This window comes from Streptomyces sp. NPDC102360, assembly GCF_044766085.1.
Lineage (GTDB): Bacteria > Actinomycetota > Actinomycetes > Streptomycetales > Streptomycetaceae > Streptomyces.
The window spans coordinates 626,878-643,584 of the sequence record NZ_JBIWLG010000002.1 but is presented as its reverse complement, the minus strand read 5'-3'; the positions used below and the strand labels follow the sequence as shown (position 1 = coordinate 643,584).

At 70.5% G+C, this 16,707-nt stretch carries 17 protein-coding genes; 12 read left to right on the top strand and 5 right to left on the bottom strand.

Annotated elements, in window-relative coordinates; translation table 11 throughout:
* Nucleotides 1-156 precede the first annotated feature (156 nt).
* The 11 genes from ACIRHA_RS12385 to ACIRHA_RS12335 all read left to right on the top strand — a co-directional run bounded on the left by ACIRHA_RS12385 (nucleotide 157) and on the right by ACIRHA_RS12335 (nucleotide 12,235).
* Nucleotides 157-939, top strand: a complete 783-nt coding sequence (locus ACIRHA_RS12385) for a hypothetical protein (RefSeq protein ID WP_403843549.1) — start codon at nucleotides 157-159, stop codon at nucleotides 937-939.
* Nucleotides 936-3,215 carry a hypothetical protein gene (locus tag ACIRHA_RS12380; protein WP_403843546.1) on the top strand — a complete coding sequence of 760 codons (2,280 nt, stop codon included), beginning with the start codon at nucleotides 936-938 and terminating at the stop codon, nucleotides 3,213-3,215. Before ACIRHA_RS12385 ends, ACIRHA_RS12380 begins: the two co-directional genes overlap by 4 nt.
* A complete protein-coding gene (locus tag ACIRHA_RS12375) occupies nucleotides 3,212-4,843 on the top strand; it encodes an ABC transporter substrate-binding protein (RefSeq protein WP_403843544.1) in 1,632 nt (543 codons plus the stop codon). Before ACIRHA_RS12380 ends, ACIRHA_RS12375 begins: the two co-directional genes overlap by 4 nt.
* Before the next feature lie 61 nt (nucleotides 4,844-4,904).
* Nucleotides 4,905-5,171: a hypothetical protein gene (locus ACIRHA_RS12370; RefSeq protein WP_403843542.1), complete on the top strand. Its 267-nt coding sequence runs from the start codon at nucleotides 4,905-4,907 to the stop codon at nucleotides 5,169-5,171.
* Between the two features lie 50 nt (nucleotides 5,172-5,221).
* Nucleotides 5,222-5,533 carry a helix-turn-helix domain-containing protein gene (locus ACIRHA_RS12365; RefSeq protein ID WP_403844463.1) on the top strand — a complete coding sequence of 104 codons (312 nt, stop codon included), beginning with the start codon at nucleotides 5,222-5,224 and terminating at the stop codon, nucleotides 5,531-5,533.
* A 160-nt stretch (nucleotides 5,534-5,693) separates the two neighbouring features.
* Entirely contained in the window at nucleotides 5,694-6,200 is a 507-nt protein-coding gene (gene uraD / locus ACIRHA_RS12360) for a 2-oxo-4-hydroxy-4-carboxy-5-ureidoimidazoline decarboxylase (protein ID WP_403843540.1), read from the top strand.
* A 20-nt stretch (nucleotides 6,201-6,220) separates the two neighbouring features.
* Nucleotides 6,221-6,640, top strand: a complete 420-nt coding sequence (uraH, locus tag ACIRHA_RS12355) for a hydroxyisourate hydrolase (protein ID WP_403843537.1) — start codon at nucleotides 6,221-6,223, stop codon at nucleotides 6,638-6,640.
* Between the two features lie 5 nt (nucleotides 6,641-6,645).
* Nucleotides 6,646-7,581: a factor-independent urate hydroxylase gene (gene pucL / locus ACIRHA_RS12350; protein WP_403843535.1), complete on the top strand. Its 936-nt coding sequence runs from the start codon at nucleotides 6,646-6,648 to the stop codon at nucleotides 7,579-7,581.
* An 87-nt stretch (nucleotides 7,582-7,668) separates the two neighbouring features.
* The gene (locus tag ACIRHA_RS12345; RefSeq protein WP_403843532.1) at nucleotides 7,669-9,090 is read left to right on the top strand and encodes a nucleobase:cation symporter-2 family protein; all 1,422 of its coding nucleotides are present in this window, start codon (nucleotides 7,669-7,671) and stop codon (nucleotides 9,088-9,090) included.
* A 46-nt stretch (nucleotides 9,091-9,136) separates the two neighbouring features.
* Complete coding sequence (locus ACIRHA_RS12340; protein WP_403843530.1) at nucleotides 9,137-10,522, top strand: 8-oxoguanine deaminase; 1,386 nt, start codon at nucleotides 9,137-9,139, stop codon at nucleotides 10,520-10,522.
* 360 nt (nucleotides 10,523-10,882) lie between these two features.
* A complete protein-coding gene (locus tag ACIRHA_RS12335) occupies nucleotides 10,883-12,235 on the top strand; it encodes a nucleobase:cation symporter-2 family protein (RefSeq protein ID WP_403844460.1) in 1,353 nt (450 codons plus the stop codon).
* Nucleotides 12,236-12,364: 129 nt separating this feature from the next.
* On the opposite strand, the gene ACIRHA_RS12330 is transcribed toward ACIRHA_RS12335, so the two are convergent.
* Nucleotides 12,365-13,345, bottom strand: a complete 981-nt coding sequence (locus ACIRHA_RS12330) for a hypothetical protein (protein ID WP_403843528.1) — start codon at nucleotides 13,343-13,345, stop codon at nucleotides 12,365-12,367.
* A 193-nt stretch (nucleotides 13,346-13,538) separates the two neighbouring features.
* Between ACIRHA_RS12330 and ACIRHA_RS12325 the strand changes: the two genes are divergently transcribed.
* Nucleotides 13,539-14,243 (top strand): TMEM175 family protein, encoded by a 705-nt coding sequence (locus ACIRHA_RS12325; RefSeq protein ID WP_403843525.1) that lies wholly within the window; start codon nucleotides 13,539-13,541, stop codon nucleotides 14,241-14,243.
* Here ACIRHA_RS12325 and ACIRHA_RS12320 read toward each other — a convergent pair.
* From ACIRHA_RS12320 to ACIRHA_RS12305, 4 genes are all read right to left on the bottom strand, one after another.
* Nucleotides 14,156-14,695 carry a GNAT family N-acetyltransferase gene (locus ACIRHA_RS12320; protein ID WP_403843523.1) on the bottom strand — a complete coding sequence of 180 codons (540 nt, stop codon included), beginning with the start codon at nucleotides 14,693-14,695 and terminating at the stop codon, nucleotides 14,156-14,158. The genes ACIRHA_RS12325 and ACIRHA_RS12320 overlap by 88 nt on opposite strands.
* A 25-nt stretch (nucleotides 14,696-14,720) precedes the next feature.
* Entirely contained in the window at nucleotides 14,721-15,143 is a 423-nt protein-coding gene (locus ACIRHA_RS12315) for an acyl-CoA thioesterase (protein WP_403843520.1), read from the bottom strand.
* Nucleotides 15,144-15,223: 80 nt separating this feature from the next.
* On the bottom strand, nucleotides 15,224-15,856 hold the full coding sequence (locus ACIRHA_RS12310) for a hypothetical protein (protein WP_403843517.1): 633 nt from the start codon (nucleotides 15,854-15,856) through the stop codon (nucleotides 15,224-15,226).
* A gap of 85 nt (nucleotides 15,857-15,941) precedes the next feature.
* Entirely contained in the window at nucleotides 15,942-16,535 is a 594-nt protein-coding gene (locus ACIRHA_RS12305) for a histidine phosphatase family protein (RefSeq protein WP_403843515.1), read from the bottom strand.
* Between the last annotated feature and the right edge of the window lie 172 nt (nucleotides 16,536-16,707).

Here is a 16,707-nt window from a genome sequence, read left to right as displayed (position 1 = left end):
TGGCTGTCAAGAGGGGTCGTCGAATTTCGCCGCGCCCATGGGTCTGTCCGGGCCTCGAGAAACCGGCCCGTGACACGTGTTTGGCCTTGTAGTTCTGGGAAGGTGAACGCCCGTTGCCGGTCACGGGAGTTGGGGGAGATGGGCGGATCCCGGTCAGTGCCGACGAACGGCCTCTCGCCGGTCTACGACGAGACGGGGGCCGCGTCCGCGCGGTTCTTGCGCTGGCTCGTCGAGCAGACCGGCACGGGTGGGGCGAGCCGCGTGGCCAGCGCCGATTTCGCGCCGCACGAGCGGTGCAGCGTGGACCTGGTCGCCGACGCGGTGTGCCGCCTCGGCGCGCTCGGCTGGCTCACCGAGCACAACGACTCGGGCGCCGACCCGCCCCTCGTGAGCCCCACCGCCGCCGGGCTCTGTGAGGTCGCCGTCTGGGACGAGGCGTACGCCGACCGGGAGGCGAGGCGCCGCTACGCGAAGGCGGCGCTGTTCGCGTACTGGGACCGGGCCGGGCAGCACCGCGGCGGCGAGGAGTCCCACCCCGAGAACTTCCTGTGGGCCAGCGAGGCCTTCTACTGCGGTCGTCAACTCCCGGTGGAGGACCTGGAGTACGCCAGGAACCACCTGGAACTGCCCGCGCCCGTCCACGTCAGCCCGGCGGAACAGGGCGAGGGCGTGGTGATCTCGTACGAGCAGCTGGCCCAGCTCGTCCGGTCCTCCCTGCCCGAAGCCGCCGAGAGCGACAGTGAACTGCGGCAGGTGCGTGAACTCGCCGACGAGCTGACCGACGCCATCGACCGCGGCGACCGGCCCGACGAGGGTCTGGTGCGGCGCTTCATGGAGCGCGTCCCGGGCGTGCTGCAGAGCGAGAGCGCCTCGGTCGGCAAGGAGGTGGTGGTCGGCTTCCTCGCCGACTTCGTCCGCCAGACGCTGAGGCTGCCGTGACGGACCACGGTGTGACGGACCACGGGGGACCCGGCGGGGTGCCCGCCACCGAATCCGACGGCCAGATACCCGAGGTGTACGCGCGCCAGCCGCTCCTGAGTCAGCTGGTGCCACGCCTCATCGGTCTGGAACGCGAGCGCCACCGTAGGCGTCGCCGCCGGGAGTTCGCCGACGACCTGCCCGTCGTCCTGCTCAGCGGGCGGCACGGCACCGGCAAGAGCGCCATGCTGAACGACCTCCAGCGGGCCTACGCCCCCGACACCGGCCCCTGGCCGGGCCCTCGCGTCCCCTTCGCCCGGATCAACTGCACGGACCTGGAGGAGCGGGCCAGGGTGGGCCCCGAGATCGCCAACAACTCGTACGTGGTCGAGATGCTGGTCGAGCTCGTACGTCAACTCTCGCTCCCCGTCGCCGGGTTCGGACGCCTTCGCTTCCCGAGGACGACCGCGGGACTGCTCGCCGTGATCTCCGCCCGGCGCCCCGGCATCGACGACGAACTCGACGTCGCCGACCGGCACGCCGCCGCCCTGATGGGCCCCTGGCCGGCCGGCGAACCCCCGCCCACCTGGGACGCGCTGTTCCGCCCCGCGCTGCCGACGCCCGCCGATGGCGGCTCGCCCGACCCGGCCGAGTTCCCCGAGGCGGCCGTGCGCACCTACCTCGGCAGGCAGTACCGCCGCCGCACGCGCCGACTCGGCCCCCGCGACCTCGTCAGCTGGTACGGGAGCCACCGCAGCGAGAGCGACAACCGGCTGCGCGGAATGCCGCCCGACGCGGCCACCGAGCCGCCCCGGGTACCGGCCGCCCAGCGCGCGCGGGCCGTGGCCCGGCTCTGTCAGGAGTTCCACCAGGGCAGGGGCTTTCGGCGCGGCGTCGAACGCATGCTGATGGCCGCGTTCCTCAGGGATGTGCGCTACGGGAGGCTGCGGCGCGGGAACCGGGCCCCGCGGCCGCTGATCCTGCTCGACAACGTGCACACCGACCCCGGCCGCGACTTCCTCGAACTCCTCCTGGAACAACGGGCGTTGCAGGAGCGCGGCGCCCGCGACCCGCTCGTCGTCCTCGCCACGGAGCTGCGCGGCGACGCCGACGACGATGACGAGACGCCGGAAGAGGAGCAGGAGACCGCCCCGTACACGCGGGCCACCCGCCAGCCGCTTCAGGAGGTCGGGGCCCGCACCCGCTGGAGCCGCCGCAGCGCGGAGCCGTCCGAGGGGGTGCTGCTCCTGCCGCTGCCGCCGCTCGACACGGAACACCTGGAACGCATGCTGCGCAGCGACGAGCGGGTCACCTTCGACCCGTACATCGCGACGGCGCTGCACGATCTGACCCGCGGCCACCCCATGGGGGCCCGCAGAATGTGCGACGCCGTCGTGCACAAGGCGCGCGGCGAGGAGTGGGTGGCGGCCGAGGAATTGCTCGACCTGGACCAGCCCGGCGGCGCCGGCGAGTCGGTCATCTGGCGGCTGCTCAACACCCTGGTCGGCGGTGAGAACCACGACGAGCTGTGCCTGCTCTCGCTGGCCTGGGACCGGGAGGCGGCCGAGCAGCTGGCCGAGCGGTGGGTGCCGCGCCGGATCGACGACCTGGCCGCGGCCGACGGCGTCGCCGCCCAGCTGGAGCGGGAGCGCTGGTCGCGCGGGCCCGGCAGCCGCCCGTTCATCACGGACCGCTTTCTGCGGGCGCTGCTCGTGCACCAGATGCGCAGTGGGCGCGGCGCGGGCGGCGTGGGCTGGGGCGATGCGCACTGGCTGCTCGCGCAGCACCACCGGCGCCGCGCCGAGGGCCGCGCGGGGCGGTCCGGGCGCGAGGAGTGGGCCCGCTTCCTGTGGCACCGGCTGGCCGGGGGCGAGACCCAGGAGGTCGTCGACCGGCTGCACGCGGAGTTCGGGCGCTCCGACGGTGACGCCCTGGAGTGGCTGCGCGCGCTGCGGACGGTGGCGCACGCGCCGCGCCCGCCCGGTGACCTCTGGTTCGAGCAGTGCCAGGAGGTCGGCAAGGGGCGCAGGGACCGGCTCCAGGTGCGGGCGGACCCGGAGGCGGGCCTGGAGAAGCGGGCGATCTACCGGCTGCTGCACGCGCTGTGGTACTCCGCCGACGAGCTCGCCGAGGCCGACCGGGTGCTGGCCGACCGGATCGGGCAGGACCTGTCGTTCCTGTCCGCCCAGCACCTGACCGGTCGGGCGGTCCTCGCCCAGGCGGCGGTCCGCTGGCCGCGGGCCGTGCGGGACGGCGAGGACTGGCCGCTGGAGCGCAGCTGGGGAGGGGTGGCATGAGGGGCCGCCGGCCGGACCGCAGGAACTGGCGGTGGCTGCCGCGGCGGCTCCGGTTCCGCGTCTTCGGCCTGATCGACGTGATCGTGCTGTGGGTGCTCGTCGGGGCGCTGGTCGGGGGCGGGACGTGGTGGGGTGTGGACACGTATCTGGGCCACCGGAACTACTGCTCGGCGGACCATGACCTGCGGCGCGCGGGGGAGGAATGCGTCGGCGTCACCGCGCGGCCGTATGCCTTCGACAAGGACCTGAAGGACGTCCTGGACCGCATCGCGAGCGAGAACGCGCGTGCTCGGGCGAGCGCGCCGCAGCGGCAGGTGGTGAGCGTGGGTGTCGTCATGCCGTACACCGCGAGGACGCGGGGTGCTGCCATGTCCAAGGCGCTGATCCTGCACTCGCTGCAGGGCGCGTACGTCGCGCAGTACGAGCACAACCACGGTTCGACGACCAAGGGCAGCGCGGTCCAGCTCCTCTTCGCCAACGTGGGCGAATACCTCGACTATTGGTCGGACGTGACCGGCGAGCTGAGCGCACGGACCGACGACAAGAGCGCTCCCCTCGTCGCCACCATCGGCTTCCCCAACAGCGACAGCAGGACCCTGGCCTCCGTGGAGAGCCTCGAGAAGGCCCGGATCCCGGCCGTCAGCGCCGCGCTGAGCGCCACCGACATGGAGAACCCGTACCTGTTCAAGGTGTCGCCCTCCAACGCCCAGCTCGTCGACGCCCTGAAGGCGTACGCGAAGCGGAACGACGTCAACCGCGACAAGACGTTCATGATCGCGGACGACCGGGACGACAATTACGTCTCCGACCTGCGCGAGGTCTTCCAGGAGAAGTTCGGCGAGGACTACGGCATCACCGACGACCCGGTGCGGCGGACGGTCGAGATGTACCAGGGCAGAAAGGGACCGGCCCGGGGCGACACCCAGGACTTCAAGAAGTCGGTGGAAGCGATGTGCGGGGCCGGGACGAGAACGGTGTTCCTGGCCGGCCGCGACGCCGACCTGCACCCCTTCGTGAAAGCCATCGACGAGACGGGCTCCTGCCGGTACCGGTCCGACGACCCGCTGCGCATCCTGCGCGTCAGCACGGCCCGTGACCCGGTCACCGAGACCTCCGGCATCGGCGAGAAGGCCCATCGGCTGCACATCCGGATCGTGACGGCGGCCGCCGTGGACGCGCCGCGCTGGGAGCGTGGCGAAGGCGAGACACCCCGGCACTTCGGGCGGTTCGCGAGCGCCTACGAACACTCCTTCACGGGCGCGGGGCGGCGTGCCCTCAACGACGGGTACGCCGTGATGTACCACGACGCCCTCGCCGCGGTGAGCAACGCCGTGAAGCAGGCCGGTGCGAGCGGCCACGGCGAGGTGTCCAACGACGACGTCCAGAACCAGCTGCGCAAGGGCAGCCCGCAGGACGACTGCGCCCAGTGCGTGCAGGCCGCGAGCGGCGACTTCACGTTCGTCGACGCCGACGAGAGCGGCGCCGACGAGAGCGATGCCGGGGCCGGGGTCGGCCAGTGGCCGGTGTGCAAACCGGTACCCATCGTGACGTTCCCGGAGGGAAACCGGGACGGATCGCCGCTCTACCGGACCTACGAGAGCGCGCACAGCAAGTGCCCCGCACCCTGACCTCCACCCTGATCCCCACGGTGGCTCCCGGTAACCGCTCCATGCGGGTTAGGTTGAACGCGTGCGATTGAGAGTGGAGTTCACGACGGAGCCGTTCGACCTGGAGGAGGCGCCCGAGCACGCGCTCGCGGCGCGCCGGGTCATCGAGGCGGCCGATCTCGACGAGGTCGACGTGGGGCCGTTCGGCAACACGGCGGAGAGCGGCGCGGACGAGGTGCTGACCGCGGTCGACGCCCTGCTGCGCAGCAGCCTCGCGAACGGGGCGACGCGGATCTCGCTGCAGGTCAACGTGGTGGGGGAGCCCACGGGGAAGGGTGACGACGCGTGAACGACACCGGGGACGCCTTCATCACGGCGGTGAAGCCACTGGTCGACGCCATGGGCGGGGAGCTGATGCCGCCGGAGGGCGCGGGCCCCGACGACGTGGTGCTTGCGTGGCAGGGGGCCGATGTCGTGGCCGTACGCCTGCCCCAGTTGGCGGACTCGCTCGACCACATCCTGGCCGCCATGGAGCGCACCAAGGGTGTGCCGCTGTCCGCGCTCGACCGCAGGGAGAAGCAGGAGGCCGTACGGCTTCTGGAGGCGCGTGGAGCGTTCTCCGTACGGCACGGTGTGGAGACCGTGGCCGGCGCGCTCGGCGTTTCCCGCTTCACCGTCTACAACTATCTCAACCGGGACAAGACCCCCTGACCTGGTGCGATACCGGGCCGACCGCCCCTCTCCTCACCGCTGTCCGATATCCGGACGGCGGTTTTTTGTAACTCCGAGTTTTCAACAAAGTGTTGACGTGGTGTTTCCGGGGGCGTTAGCTATCTGCAGCCCGTCCAGCACAAGGCCACGGAGGCACCCCGTGACTTCAGGTTCAACGCCGGGTCTGACCCGGTTCAACACCTCGGACGAGAGCACGGCCCAGGCCGAGCTCCACGAGGTGTGTGCTTCATCGGCGTGGGGGAGCAAGCTTCTCGCCCAGCGCCCCTTCGCTTCAGCAGAGACTCTCTTCACCGCCAGTGACGCCGCGATGGCGGAACTGACCGCGGACGACCTCGCCGAGGCGATGGCGGGGCATCCGCCGATCGGCCGCCCGAAGCCCGGCGACCCGACGTCGTCGCGCGAACAGCGCGGCATGGCGGGGGCCTCCGAGGAGCTCAAGAAGGAGATGCTCGAGCTCAACCTGGCGTACCAGGACAGGTTCGGTCATGTCTTCCTCATCTGCGCCACCGGCGCCACGGCGGAGCAGATGCTCGATGCGCTCAGGACCCGGATCGGCCACACGGCCGAGGAGGAGCGGGAGATCGTCCGCACCGAACTGGGAAAGATCAACCGCATCCGCCTGACCCGCATCGTAGAAGCACCGTAAGAACAGGAAATGAACGCCTGATGAGCACCGAGACCACGGCTTCGGTGTCCACGCACATTCTGGACACCAGCATCGGACGCCCCGCCGAGGGCGTCGCCATCTCCCTTGCGGCACGCGCCGGTTCGGGCGCCGAGTGGCAGGCGCTCGGCGGCAGTGCCACCGACGCGGACGGGCGCTGCAAGGACCTGCCGGCGCTGCCGGAGGGCACCACCCACGTACGCCTCGACTTCGAGACCGAGGCGTACTTCGCGAAGAAGACCGCCAACACGCAGAACCAGCAAGCCGATGCGCAGCAGGACGCCCCCGCGAATCGGGACAGCGACACGACCGGAGCGTTCTTCCCGGAGGTGGCGATCACATTCGCCGTCAAGCCGGGGGAGCACTACCACGTGCCGCTGCTGCTCAACCCGTTCGGCTACTCCGTTTACCGAGGGAGCTAGCAGACATGCCCACGATTCTGGGATCCAACCAGTACGGCAAGGCCGAGAACCGGGTCGTAAAGATCACGCGGGACGGCGACACCCACCACATCAAGGACCTGAACGTCTCGGTCGCCCTCAGCGGTGACCTCGACGACGTCCACCTCACCGGGTCGAACGCCAACTGCCTGCCGACGGACACCACCAAGAACACCTGCTTCGCCTTCGCCAAGGAACACGGCATCGAGTCGGCGGAGGGCTACGGCATCGAGCTGGCCCGGCACTTCGTCGACAGCCAGCCGTCCATCCACCGCGCGCGCATCCGCATCGAGGAGTACTCGTGGGAGCGCATCGCGGGATCCGACGCGGGCTCCAAGTTCATCGGCTCCGACGAGGTCAAGCACTCCTTCGTCCGCAAGGGCCAGGAGACGCGCCTCGTCCAGGTCACCTATGACGGCGAGAAGTTCGAAGTCCTCAGCGGACTCAAGGACTTGACCGTGATGAACACCACGAACTCCGAGTTCTGGGGCTACATCAAGGACAAGTACACGACGCTCAAGGAGGACTACGACCGCATCCTCGCGACGTCGCTGTCCACCTGGTGGCGGCACAACTGGACGGGCGTCGACGACGAGCGCACGCCCAACTGGAACAAGTCCTACGAGCAGTCGAAGAAGCACATTCTTCAGGCCTTCGTGGAGACGTACTCGCTGTCGCTGCAGCAGACCCTCTTCCAGATGGGTTCGCGCGTCATCAACAACCGCAGCGAGATCGACGAGATCCGCTTCTCCGCGCCGAACAAGCACCACTTCCGGCAGGACCTTTCGGCCTTCGGTCTGGAGAACGAGGCGAAGGACGGCGCCGTGTACTGGGCCGCCGACCGCCCCTACGGCCTCATCGAGGCCACCATCCTGAGGGACGGCGCGGACCAGCGCATCCCGGTCGACATGACCAACCTCTGACGCCGCATCAGGCGTTCACGGACGCGGTAGCGCACCCCCGTCACCCCGCAGTCGGCGGGGGTGCGCCGCACCGGAGGGAACATAGCAATGGCAGTGCCAGCAAAAGGGCCGGCTGAAGCCGAGGGCCCGTGTTCCACCCCATCGGGAAGCACCGAACCGGAGTCCACCGGTTCGCGGGTGCACCCGGTGGACGAGAAGCTCCACCCGTCGCGGCTCGCGCCCGCCGCACTCCAGCACATCGCCGCCATGTACGCCGGTGTCGTCACCCCGCCGCTCATCATCGGCCAGGCCGTCGGCCTCGACACCGCGGGCCAGACCCGGCTGATCGCCGCGTCGCTGCTCATCGCGGGCGTGGCCACCCTGCTCCAGACGCTCGGCGTCAAGGGCTTCGTCGGCAACCGGCTGCCCTTCGTCAACGCCGCGTCCTCCGCGGGCATCGCGCCGATGCTCGCCATCGCCGAGACGAACGCCAAAGGCGACCAACTCCCCGCCATTTACGGGGCGGTCATGGTCGCGGGCGTCTTCTGTCTCGCGATCGGCCCGTTCTTCGGGCGGCTGCTGAGGTTCTTCCCGCCGCTCGTCACGGGCGTCGTCATCACCCTCATCGGTGTGACGCTGATGCCCGTACCCGTCGGCTGGGCACAAGGCGGCGACAAGACCGCCTCCGACTACGGCGACATGCGCTACCTCGCACTCGCCGCCTTCACGCTCGTCGTCATCCTGCTGATCCAGCGCTTCGGCAAGGGCTTCGTCAAGCAAGTCGCCCTGCTCTTCGGCATGTTGATCGGCACGCTCGCCGCGATCCCGTTCGGCATGGCGGACTTCAGCTCCCTCAAGTCGGCGCCGGTCGCCGCGCTCCCGACGCCGTTCGCCTTCGGCGCCCCCGAGTTCCAGCCCGCCGCGATCATCTCGCTCTGCCTCGTCATGCTCGTCCTGATGACCGAGTCCAGCGCCGGCATGCTCGCCATCGGCGAGATCTGCGAGCGCGAGTGCGACGGAAAGACGATCACCCGGGGGCTGCGCACCGACGGCATCGCCACCTTCATCGGACCGATCTTCGGCGGCCTGCCGACCTCGGCGTTCGCCCAGAACGTCGGCGTCGTCTCGCTGACCAAGGTGCGCAGCCGCTACGTCGTCGCCGTCGCCGGCGGCACCCTCCTGATCCTCGGCGTCTTCCCGATGCTCGGCGCGGTCGTCTCCATGGTCCCCATGCCGGTCCTTGGCGGCGCGGGCATCGTGCTGTTCGGCTCGATCGCCGTCAGCGGCATCCGTACGCTCTCCGAAGCAGGGCTCGACGACAGCTCCAACATCATCCTGGTGGCCGTCTCGCTCGGCGCGGGCATCATCCCGCTCGCCGCACCGAGCTTCTACGCCGATTTCCCGGCCTGGGCACAGACCGTGCTCGGCTCCGGCATCAGCGCGGGCGCGCTCGTCGCCGTCTCGCTCAATCTGTTCTTCCACCATCTCGGCACCCGTGGCGCACCTGCCGCGGCACTCAAATCTTCCTAGGGTCCTGCCGTGCCCACACGTCACACCGACTGAAGGAAGCAGCACCATGGCTCCTGCCACGGCAGACCGCATCGTCATCGAGAACGTCGCCATCGCGACGGTCGACGCGCACGACACCGAGTACGCCTCGGGCCACATCGTCGTGGCGGACAACAAGATCGAGTCCATCGGCGCGGGCAGCGCGCCCGAGGGACTCGAGAATGTCGTCCGCCGGATCGACGGCACCGGCCACCTGGCCACACCCGGCCTCGTCAACACGCACCACCACTTCTACCAGTGGATCACCCGTGGCCTGGCGACGGACCACAACCTGTTCAACTGGCTGGTGACGCTGTACCCGACGTGGGCGCGCATCGACGAGCAGATGACATACGCGGCGGCGCAGGGCTCCCTCGCGATGATGGCCCGCGGCGGTGTCACCACCGCCATGGACCACCACTACGTGTTCCCGAAGGGCACCGGCGACCTGTCCGGATCGATCATCCGGGCCGCCTCCGAGATGGGCGTGCGCTTCACCCTGGCGCGTGGCTCCATGGACCGCAGCGAGAAGGACGGCGGACTGCCGCCCGACTTCGCCGTCGAGACCCTCGACGGCGCGCTCGCCGCGACCGAGGAGACCGTCAAGAAGCACCACGACGCCTCCTTCGACGCGATGACGCAGGTGGCCGTGGCCCCCTGTTCCCCGTTCTCCGTGTCCACGGAACTCCTCAAGCAGGGCGCCGAGTTGGCGCGCTCGCTCGGCGTACGGCTGCACACCCACGGCAGCGAGACCGTCGAGGAGGAGAAGTTCTGCCACGAGCTGTTCGGCATGGGCCCGACCGACTACTTCGAGTCGACGGGCTGGCTCGGCGAGGACGTGTGGATGGCGCACAGCGTCCACATGAACGACTCCGACATCGCCGCGTTCGGGCGCACGAAGACGGGCGTGGCGCACTGCCCGTCCTCAAATGCCCGACTGGCAGCGGGAATCGCCCGCGTACCCGACATGCTCGCGGCCGGCGTCCCGGTCGGTCTCGGCGTCGACGGCACCGCCTCCAACGAGTCGGGCGAACTGCACACCGAACTCCGTAACGCCCTCCTCATCAACCGCCTCGGCGCGCACCGCGAGGCGGCCCTGAACGCCCGTCAGGCGCTGCGCCTCGGGACGTACGGAGGGGCCCAAGTCCTCGGCCGGGCACCCCAGATCGGGTCGCTCGAAGCCGGCAAGCTGGCCGACCTGGTGCTGTGGAAGATGGACACCCTCGCCCACGCATCGATCGCCGACCCGGTGACCGCGCTCGTCTTCGGCGCGGCCGCACCGGTCACCCTCTCCCTCGTGAACGGGCGCCCGGTGGTCGAGGACGGCCGCCTGCTGCACGTCGACGAGGACGCCATCGCCCGCTCCACGCGGGCGGAGGCGCAGCGACTCGCGCGAATCACCGCCGAGAGCTGACCTTTTGAGACTCCGGTCAGGGGGGACGGCCCTTGACCGGGGGCTCGAGCTGCCGAGCGGGCAGCTCGAGTGCCGCCCCGGGGACGTGGCCCAAAGCTTCACGTTGCCGGGGCGGCCAGTAATACCTGGGCGCACAACAACTGAACAACGGAACAGCACCACCAGTACGACCTTGCACCTTGCACCACCTCCCAGAAGCGAAAAGCGCCGGCGGCCTGCCGGGGCTGGAAAACAACCGGAGGAGCCGTAGTGGCGTCGAAGCCCAGGTTCACCAAGCAAGGCACGACCCCCGACGAGCCCGAGGAAGTGGCCGCGGGGCATACCAAACATCCGGTAGACGAGAAGCTGCCGCCGCTGAAGATGGCGACGACGGGTCTGCAGCACGTGGCGGCGATGTACGCGGGCGTGGTCGCGCCCCCGCTCATCGTCGGCGCGGCTATCGGTCTCAGCCCGAAGGACCTGACCTTCCTTACGGGCGCCTGCCTGTTCACGGCGGGCCTCGCGACCTTCCTGCAGACGCTCGGCATCTGGAAGATCGGCGCCCGCCTTCCGTTCGTGAACGGTGTGACCTTCGCGGGCGTCGCTCCGATGCTCGCCGTCGTCGGCTCGACGAAGGACAAGGACGACGCGCTGCCGATCATCTTCGGCGCGGTGATCGTCGCGGGTGTGCTCGGCTTCATAGCCGCACCCTTCTTCTCGAAGCTGGTCCGGTTCTTCCCGCCGGTCGTCACCGGCACGGTCATCACGCTCATCGGTGTCTCGCTGATGCCGGTCGCGTTCGGCTGGGCGCAGGGGCCCGACGCGAAGGCGCCGGACTACGGCTCCATGGAGAACCTGGCACTCGCCGGGATCACACTCGTGATCGTGCTGATCATCCGCCGCTTCACGTCGGGCTTCGTCAAGCAGATCGCGGTCCTGCTCGGCCTGGTCATCGGCACCGTCATCGCGATCCCGTTCGGCGCCACGGACTTCTCGCCGGTCGGCGACGCGGACGTCATCGGCTTCCCGACCCCGTTCCACTTCGGCGCCCCGCAGTTCGCGGGCGCGGCCATCGTCTCGATGATCGTCGTCATGGTGGTCTCGATGACCGAGTCCACGGCGGACATGCTCGCCCTGGGGGAGATCGTCGACCGCCCCGCCGACGAGAAGACCATCGCGGCGGGTCTGCGCGCCGACACCCTCGGCACTGCCATCAGCCCGCTGTTCAACGGCTTCATGTGCAGTGCGTTCGCCCAGAACATCGGCCTCGTCGCGATGACGAAGATCCGCAGCCGGTACGTGGTCGCGGCCGGCGGTGGCTTCCTCGTCCTGATGGGCCTGTGTCCGATGGCGGCCTCGCTGATCGCCGTCGTGCCGCGCCCGGTGCTCGGCGGAGCCGGCGTCGTGCTGTTCGGCTCGGTCGCGGCCAGCGGTATCCAGACCCTGGTCAAGGCCAACCTGGACAAGGACAACAACGTCCTCATCGTCGCCGTCTCGCTCGCCGTGGGCCTGATCCCCATCGCGGTGCCGGAGTTCTACCACGCGTTCCCGGAGAACGCGAAGATCATCCTGGACTCGGGCATCTCGACGGGCTGTGTCGCGGCGGTCGTGCTCAACCTGCTGTTCAACCACATCGGCAAGGGGCGTGACGCCGACGACGTCACGCATCCGATGGAGTCGGGCAGCGACATCGCGGGACAGCGCTCCGAGCCGACGGCGGCAGGCGCGCACTGAGCGGCGCGGCGGGGGTGGCGCGGTCGGCGGGCGCCACCCCCGGACCGCGCTTTCACCCTCCCGCGTCTCTACCTCCCGCGTCTCGCACGCGCGTGTTTCCACCTCCTGCGTCTCGCGCGCGCCCGTGTCTCACCCGCCGCAGACGGGCGCCGACTTCAGGTACCCGCCGAGATTCTCGTCGTCCGTGCCGAGCAGTGCCGTGCCGTTCGCGCCCGGCACGCACTCCACCGCCTCGATCTTGCGGCCGTCGAACCTGTCCGGCGCGCTCCGCCGCGCGGCCAACCGCAGCGTCGCCCGGGTGCCCGAGTCGTTCAGCGACACGCGTCCCGCCTCGCTCACCGCCGAGGCGAACGGCCCGTCGTCCCCGGCGTCCGAGGCCGAACTCACCATGATCCGACCGGACTTGGTGAGGGAGATGTCGGAGACATGCCGCACGTCCCCCTTCGGATAGGCCGCGCGGAACTCCGCCTTGCGTACGCTCCCGAACTCGGCCTCCCCGTACTCGTTGAAGGAGAACGGCGCCGCGAAGACCGTCGCCGGGCGGTCCGCGCCCGCGCCCCGGTCCGCCCACACCGCGACCGTCCTCCCGTGCGCAGACGTGCCGAGCGCGAAGCTCTCGAAGTCCGCGCCCTCGGGGATCGCGGGCAGTGGCGCCAGGTCGAGCACCCGCGCGGTGCCCCCGTCGACGTGCAGCCGGTACACGAGGCCCCTGCTGGCGAGCGCCATGAACTCGCCGTCCGTGCCCGGCACCGCCTCGATCGCCTCCAGGTCCTTGGGCTCCGCACCGTCCCACACCAGCGGAGTGACCGTCGTGGCCTTCGGGGCGGACGGGTGGAAGGTGACGCGGCTGATCCGCCGCTCGCCGGGCTTCTTGTTGTCGTGGACGACGAGGGCCTCCACGCCGCCGCCCGCCACGGCCCGGCCGGTGAGCGCGAGGCCGCTGACCCCGGACTTGGCGTCGTCGCCGACCTGTTGCCAGCCGCCGGGCGCGGTCCCGCCCGCCCGGGGTGTCCCGGTCGCGGGTGCCGCGGGTGCCGCGGGTGCCGCAGGGGAGGCGAGGGCCAGGGCCACGAACGTGGCGGCGAGCAGGGACGTGCGGCGCAACTGCATGGAAGGGCCTCTCGAAGCGATGGCACTGGGCGTGATGTGACGCGCGTAGAAAGTAGGGCTGAAGGGACCGTAGCGATCTTCGCGTGGCTCGGCAAGGGAGTGTGTCCGAGCGGCCGGTGGCGTACTCCACCCGCCTCAAGTACGGTCACACTCCGGCGAGTTGGGGAGTGCGCCCGGATCGGGGTGGGGGGACATGGACGACGGTCGGGACAGCACCGACTCCGCGCGCCTGGAGGCATTCAGTGACGGCGTGTTCGCCATCGCCGTCACGCTCCTGATCCTGGAGATCAAGGTGCCGCACGTCGCGCACGGCGAGAGCCTGTGGAGTGCGCTCGGCGACCAATGGCCCTCGTACGCGGCGTACGTCGTCAGCTTCCTGGTCATCGGCATCATCTGGGTCAACCACCACCAGGTGTTCAGCCAAGTGGTGCGCGTCGACCGCGCGTTGATGTTTCTCAACCTGCTGGTCCTGATGATCGTCGCGGCCATGCCGTGGCCCACGGCGATGCTCGCCGAGTACCTGCGAGAGGAGGACGCCTCACATGTCGCGGCCGCCGTCTACAGCCTCACCATGGTCGCCTCCGCCTTCGCCTTCCAGGCCCTGTGGTGGCACCTGACCCGCACCGGGCACCTCTTCCACCCGCGGGTGGACACCGACGCCGCCCGACGCACCCGCGCCCGCTTCGCGCTCGGCTCCCTCGCGTACCCGGCGACCGTCGGGCTCGCCTTCGTCTCGGCGCCCTGGACGCTCGCCGCGCACGGTGTCATCGCGCTGTACTACGGCTTCAATCAGGTTCCGGTGCCGATCCGTCAGGACCCCGGCTCCTCCGATGCCCGCGAGGGCCCGGACGGCTCGGACGGCCCGGACGGCTCGGACGGCTCAAGGGACTTGGCGTAGAAACGGCTGTCCTCGTAGGCGCGGAACGGGCCGAACGGGCGGGTCGGGCGGTAGCCGTCGGCCTCGTACAGGCGGATGGCCTCCGGCAGGTGCACGCCCGTCTCCAGGACCATCCGCGTGCGGCCCGCGTCCCGCGCGCTCTCCTCCAGCGCGGCCAGGATCCGGCGGGCGAGGCCCCGGCCGCGCGCCCGCTCCACGACGAACATGCGCTTGAGCTCGGCGTCACCGTCCGCGTAGCCCGCGTCGTCCCGCTCCTGTGCGCGCCAGCCTCCACAGGCGACCGGATCCCCGGCGTCGTACGCGACGAGGAACAGGCCCTTCGGCGGGTCGAAGTGCGCGGGGTGCAGATCGGTGAAGTCGTCGTAGCCGAAGCGCTTTCGGTACTCGGCCTGCACCTGGTCGCTGAGCGAGACGGCGTCGGGGTGCCCGTAGGAACGGCTGCGGATGTCCATGGCGGGGGAGCGGCGGCGCGGACGGTCAGAGGCCGAGGACGGCCGGGGCGGAGGCCAGCTCCTTGAAGACCTCCCCCGGGTTCTTCACCAGCTTGCGCTCGGAGAGGTCCATGACACCGCTCACCGCGGACACCTCGGCCGCCACCGTGCCGTCCGCCTTGCGGATCGTCTGGTGGACGCGGAACACCTTGCCGTCGCCGAACTCGAAGGCGCAGCTCACGTCGACGACCTCGCCCGCGCGCAACTCCCGCAGATAACGGATGTTCGTCTCCAGGACGACCGGGCCGACGCCGCTGCCGAGCAGCGCCTTGTCGTCGAGTCCCGCGTGTTGCAGGAACGACCAGCGCGCGTGCTCCGCGTACTGCAGATAGACGGCCTGGTTGAGGTGTCCGTTGACGTCGATCTCGTACCCGCGCACCTCGACCGGCACGGAAAACTGCTCTGCCACGACGTTCCTCTCGATGGGGGCGTTGTGCCGATCATGCCAACAGTCGGGCGGGGAGGGGATTCCGGCCGCCGTGAGGTGCGTTACGCACGTCTGGGCGACGCCAGGAGATAGCGAGATCCGGCGCCCGCCCGCGCGTGCTCGCTGACCTGCCAGCCCGCTTCCCGCAGAGCCGCCGCACACGCCGCGAGCCCGGCCGGCTCCGAGTGGTGGACGGCGACGGCCTCCGGCTGCGGGGTGTCGCGCACGCGGTAGCCGGGGGCGGTCTCGCCTGCCGGCGCGCAGCCGGCCGCTTCCAGGGCGAGCGCCGCGGACGGGCCGAGCCGGCCCCGCTCCCAGGCGCACGGCCGGTCCGTCGCGCCGTCCGGGTTGGTCATCCGGCGTATCTCCAACAGGCCCTGCCACGCCGTCCGCACCTCGCGCGCCCGCGCGGGGCCCGTGTCGGTCTCCGGCTCCCCGCCGAGCCGGGCGGCGAACAGGCCGCCTGTCGCGGCCGGTTCACCGGGCGGCTCGGCGGCCGGTGGCCCGTCCCCGGCCTCGCGCACCCGGTGACCCGCCGGGGTCAGGAAGTGCTCGTGCGGGGGACGCGGGTGCCGGAACGCCAGCTTCAGAACGATGAGCCGGTCGAGCTGGGCGGGCGTGCCGGAGAGCCGGCCCGTCTCCGGGTCGGCGGCCTCGATGATGCGGCGCTGTGCGGCAGTCGGCGGTCTCGTCATGGCGTGCCTCCCGTCTGGTGACGATGGTGCACGAAGGGTCTGACAACGGGCCGGGGCGAGGGCCCTTCTGACGGATCAGCCGGGCTCAGGGGCGCAGGTTCCAGCCGGAGATCACCGGTCGGCCGTGCTCGAAGGTGAGGCGGCTGACCGTGCCCGTCGACAGCAGAAAGTGCGAGCCGCCCGACGGCGGCAGGCCCAGGCGCCGCGCGGTCAGGACGCGCAGGAAGTGGCTGTGCGAGACGAGGACGACGCTGCCCTCGTAGTTGGCGAGCGCCGCGTCGACCTTGGACAGCATCCGGTCGGCCCGGTCGCCCACCTCCTCCGGCGTCTCGCCGGGGTGCTCGGGAGGCCCGGGCGGCACTCCGTCGTCGAAGAGGTACCAGTCCGGCCGGGTGCGCTGGATCTCCCGGGTGGTCACCCCCTCGTACGCGCCGTAGTCCCATTCGTGCAGGTCCGAATCGACGGTGTAGCGCTTGAGGCCCGCGAGCTCGGCGGTCTCGCGGGTGCGCTGGAGGGGGCTCACGAAGACGGCCCCGATGTGGTAGCTGCCGACGAGGGGCGCGACGCGGCGCGCCTCTTCCCGCCCGTTGTCGGTGAGCGGGATGTCGGTGAGGCCGGTGTGCTGTCCGGTCAGGGCCCATTCGGTCTCGCCGTGCCGGACGAGAAGCAGATCACCCAAGGTTCGCGCCTGTTCGATCAGAGGTTGGCAGAGGTAAGGCCATTGTCTCCGGGCAGAGGCGTGCGGGCCCGGCGGGCTGGGCGGACCGGGCAGTCCCGCCCGCAGGGCACCGGCTCCAGGGCATGGGATCAAGGATTGTCAGACCCGCCCCGTAAGGTCATAGGGGTCATCG

Excerpts from the sequence above, each read along its gene's own strand:
- ACIRHA_RS12375 (WP_403843544.1), top strand. The coding sequence starts at position 3,212 with ATGAGGGGCCGCCGGCCGGACCGCAGGAACTGGCGGTGGCTGCCGCGG.
- ACIRHA_RS12365 (WP_403844463.1), top strand. The coding sequence starts at position 5,222 with ATGGGCGGGGAGCTGATGCCGCCGGAGGGCGCGGGCCCCGACGACGTG.
- uraH (WP_403843537.1), top strand. The coding sequence starts at position 6,221 with ATGAGCACCGAGACCACGGCTTCGGTGTCCACGCACATTCTGGACACC.
- pucL (WP_403843535.1), top strand. The coding sequence starts at position 6,646 with ATGCCCACGATTCTGGGATCCAACCAGTACGGCAAGGCCGAGAACCGG.
- ACIRHA_RS12345 (WP_403843532.1), top strand. The coding sequence starts at position 7,669 with ATGGCAGTGCCAGCAAAAGGGCCGGCTGAAGCCGAGGGCCCGTGTTCC.
- ACIRHA_RS12340 (WP_403843530.1), top strand. The coding sequence starts at position 9,137 with ATGGCTCCTGCCACGGCAGACCGCATCGTCATCGAGAACGTCGCCATC.
- ACIRHA_RS12335 (WP_403844460.1), top strand. The coding sequence starts at position 10,883 with ATGGCGACGACGGGTCTGCAGCACGTGGCGGCGATGTACGCGGGCGTG.
- ACIRHA_RS12330 (WP_403843528.1), bottom strand. The coding sequence starts at position 13,345 with ATGCAGTTGCGCCGCACGTCCCTGCTCGCCGCCACGTTCGTGGCCCTG.
- ACIRHA_RS12325 (WP_403843525.1), top strand. The coding sequence starts at position 13,539 with ATGGACGACGGTCGGGACAGCACCGACTCCGCGCGCCTGGAGGCATTC.
- ACIRHA_RS12320 (WP_403843523.1), bottom strand. The coding sequence starts at position 14,695 with ATGGACATCCGCAGCCGTTCCTACGGGCACCCCGACGCCGTCTCGCTC.
- ACIRHA_RS12310 (WP_403843517.1), bottom strand. The coding sequence starts at position 15,856 with ATGACGAGACCGCCGACTGCCGCACAGCGCCGCATCATCGAGGCCGCC.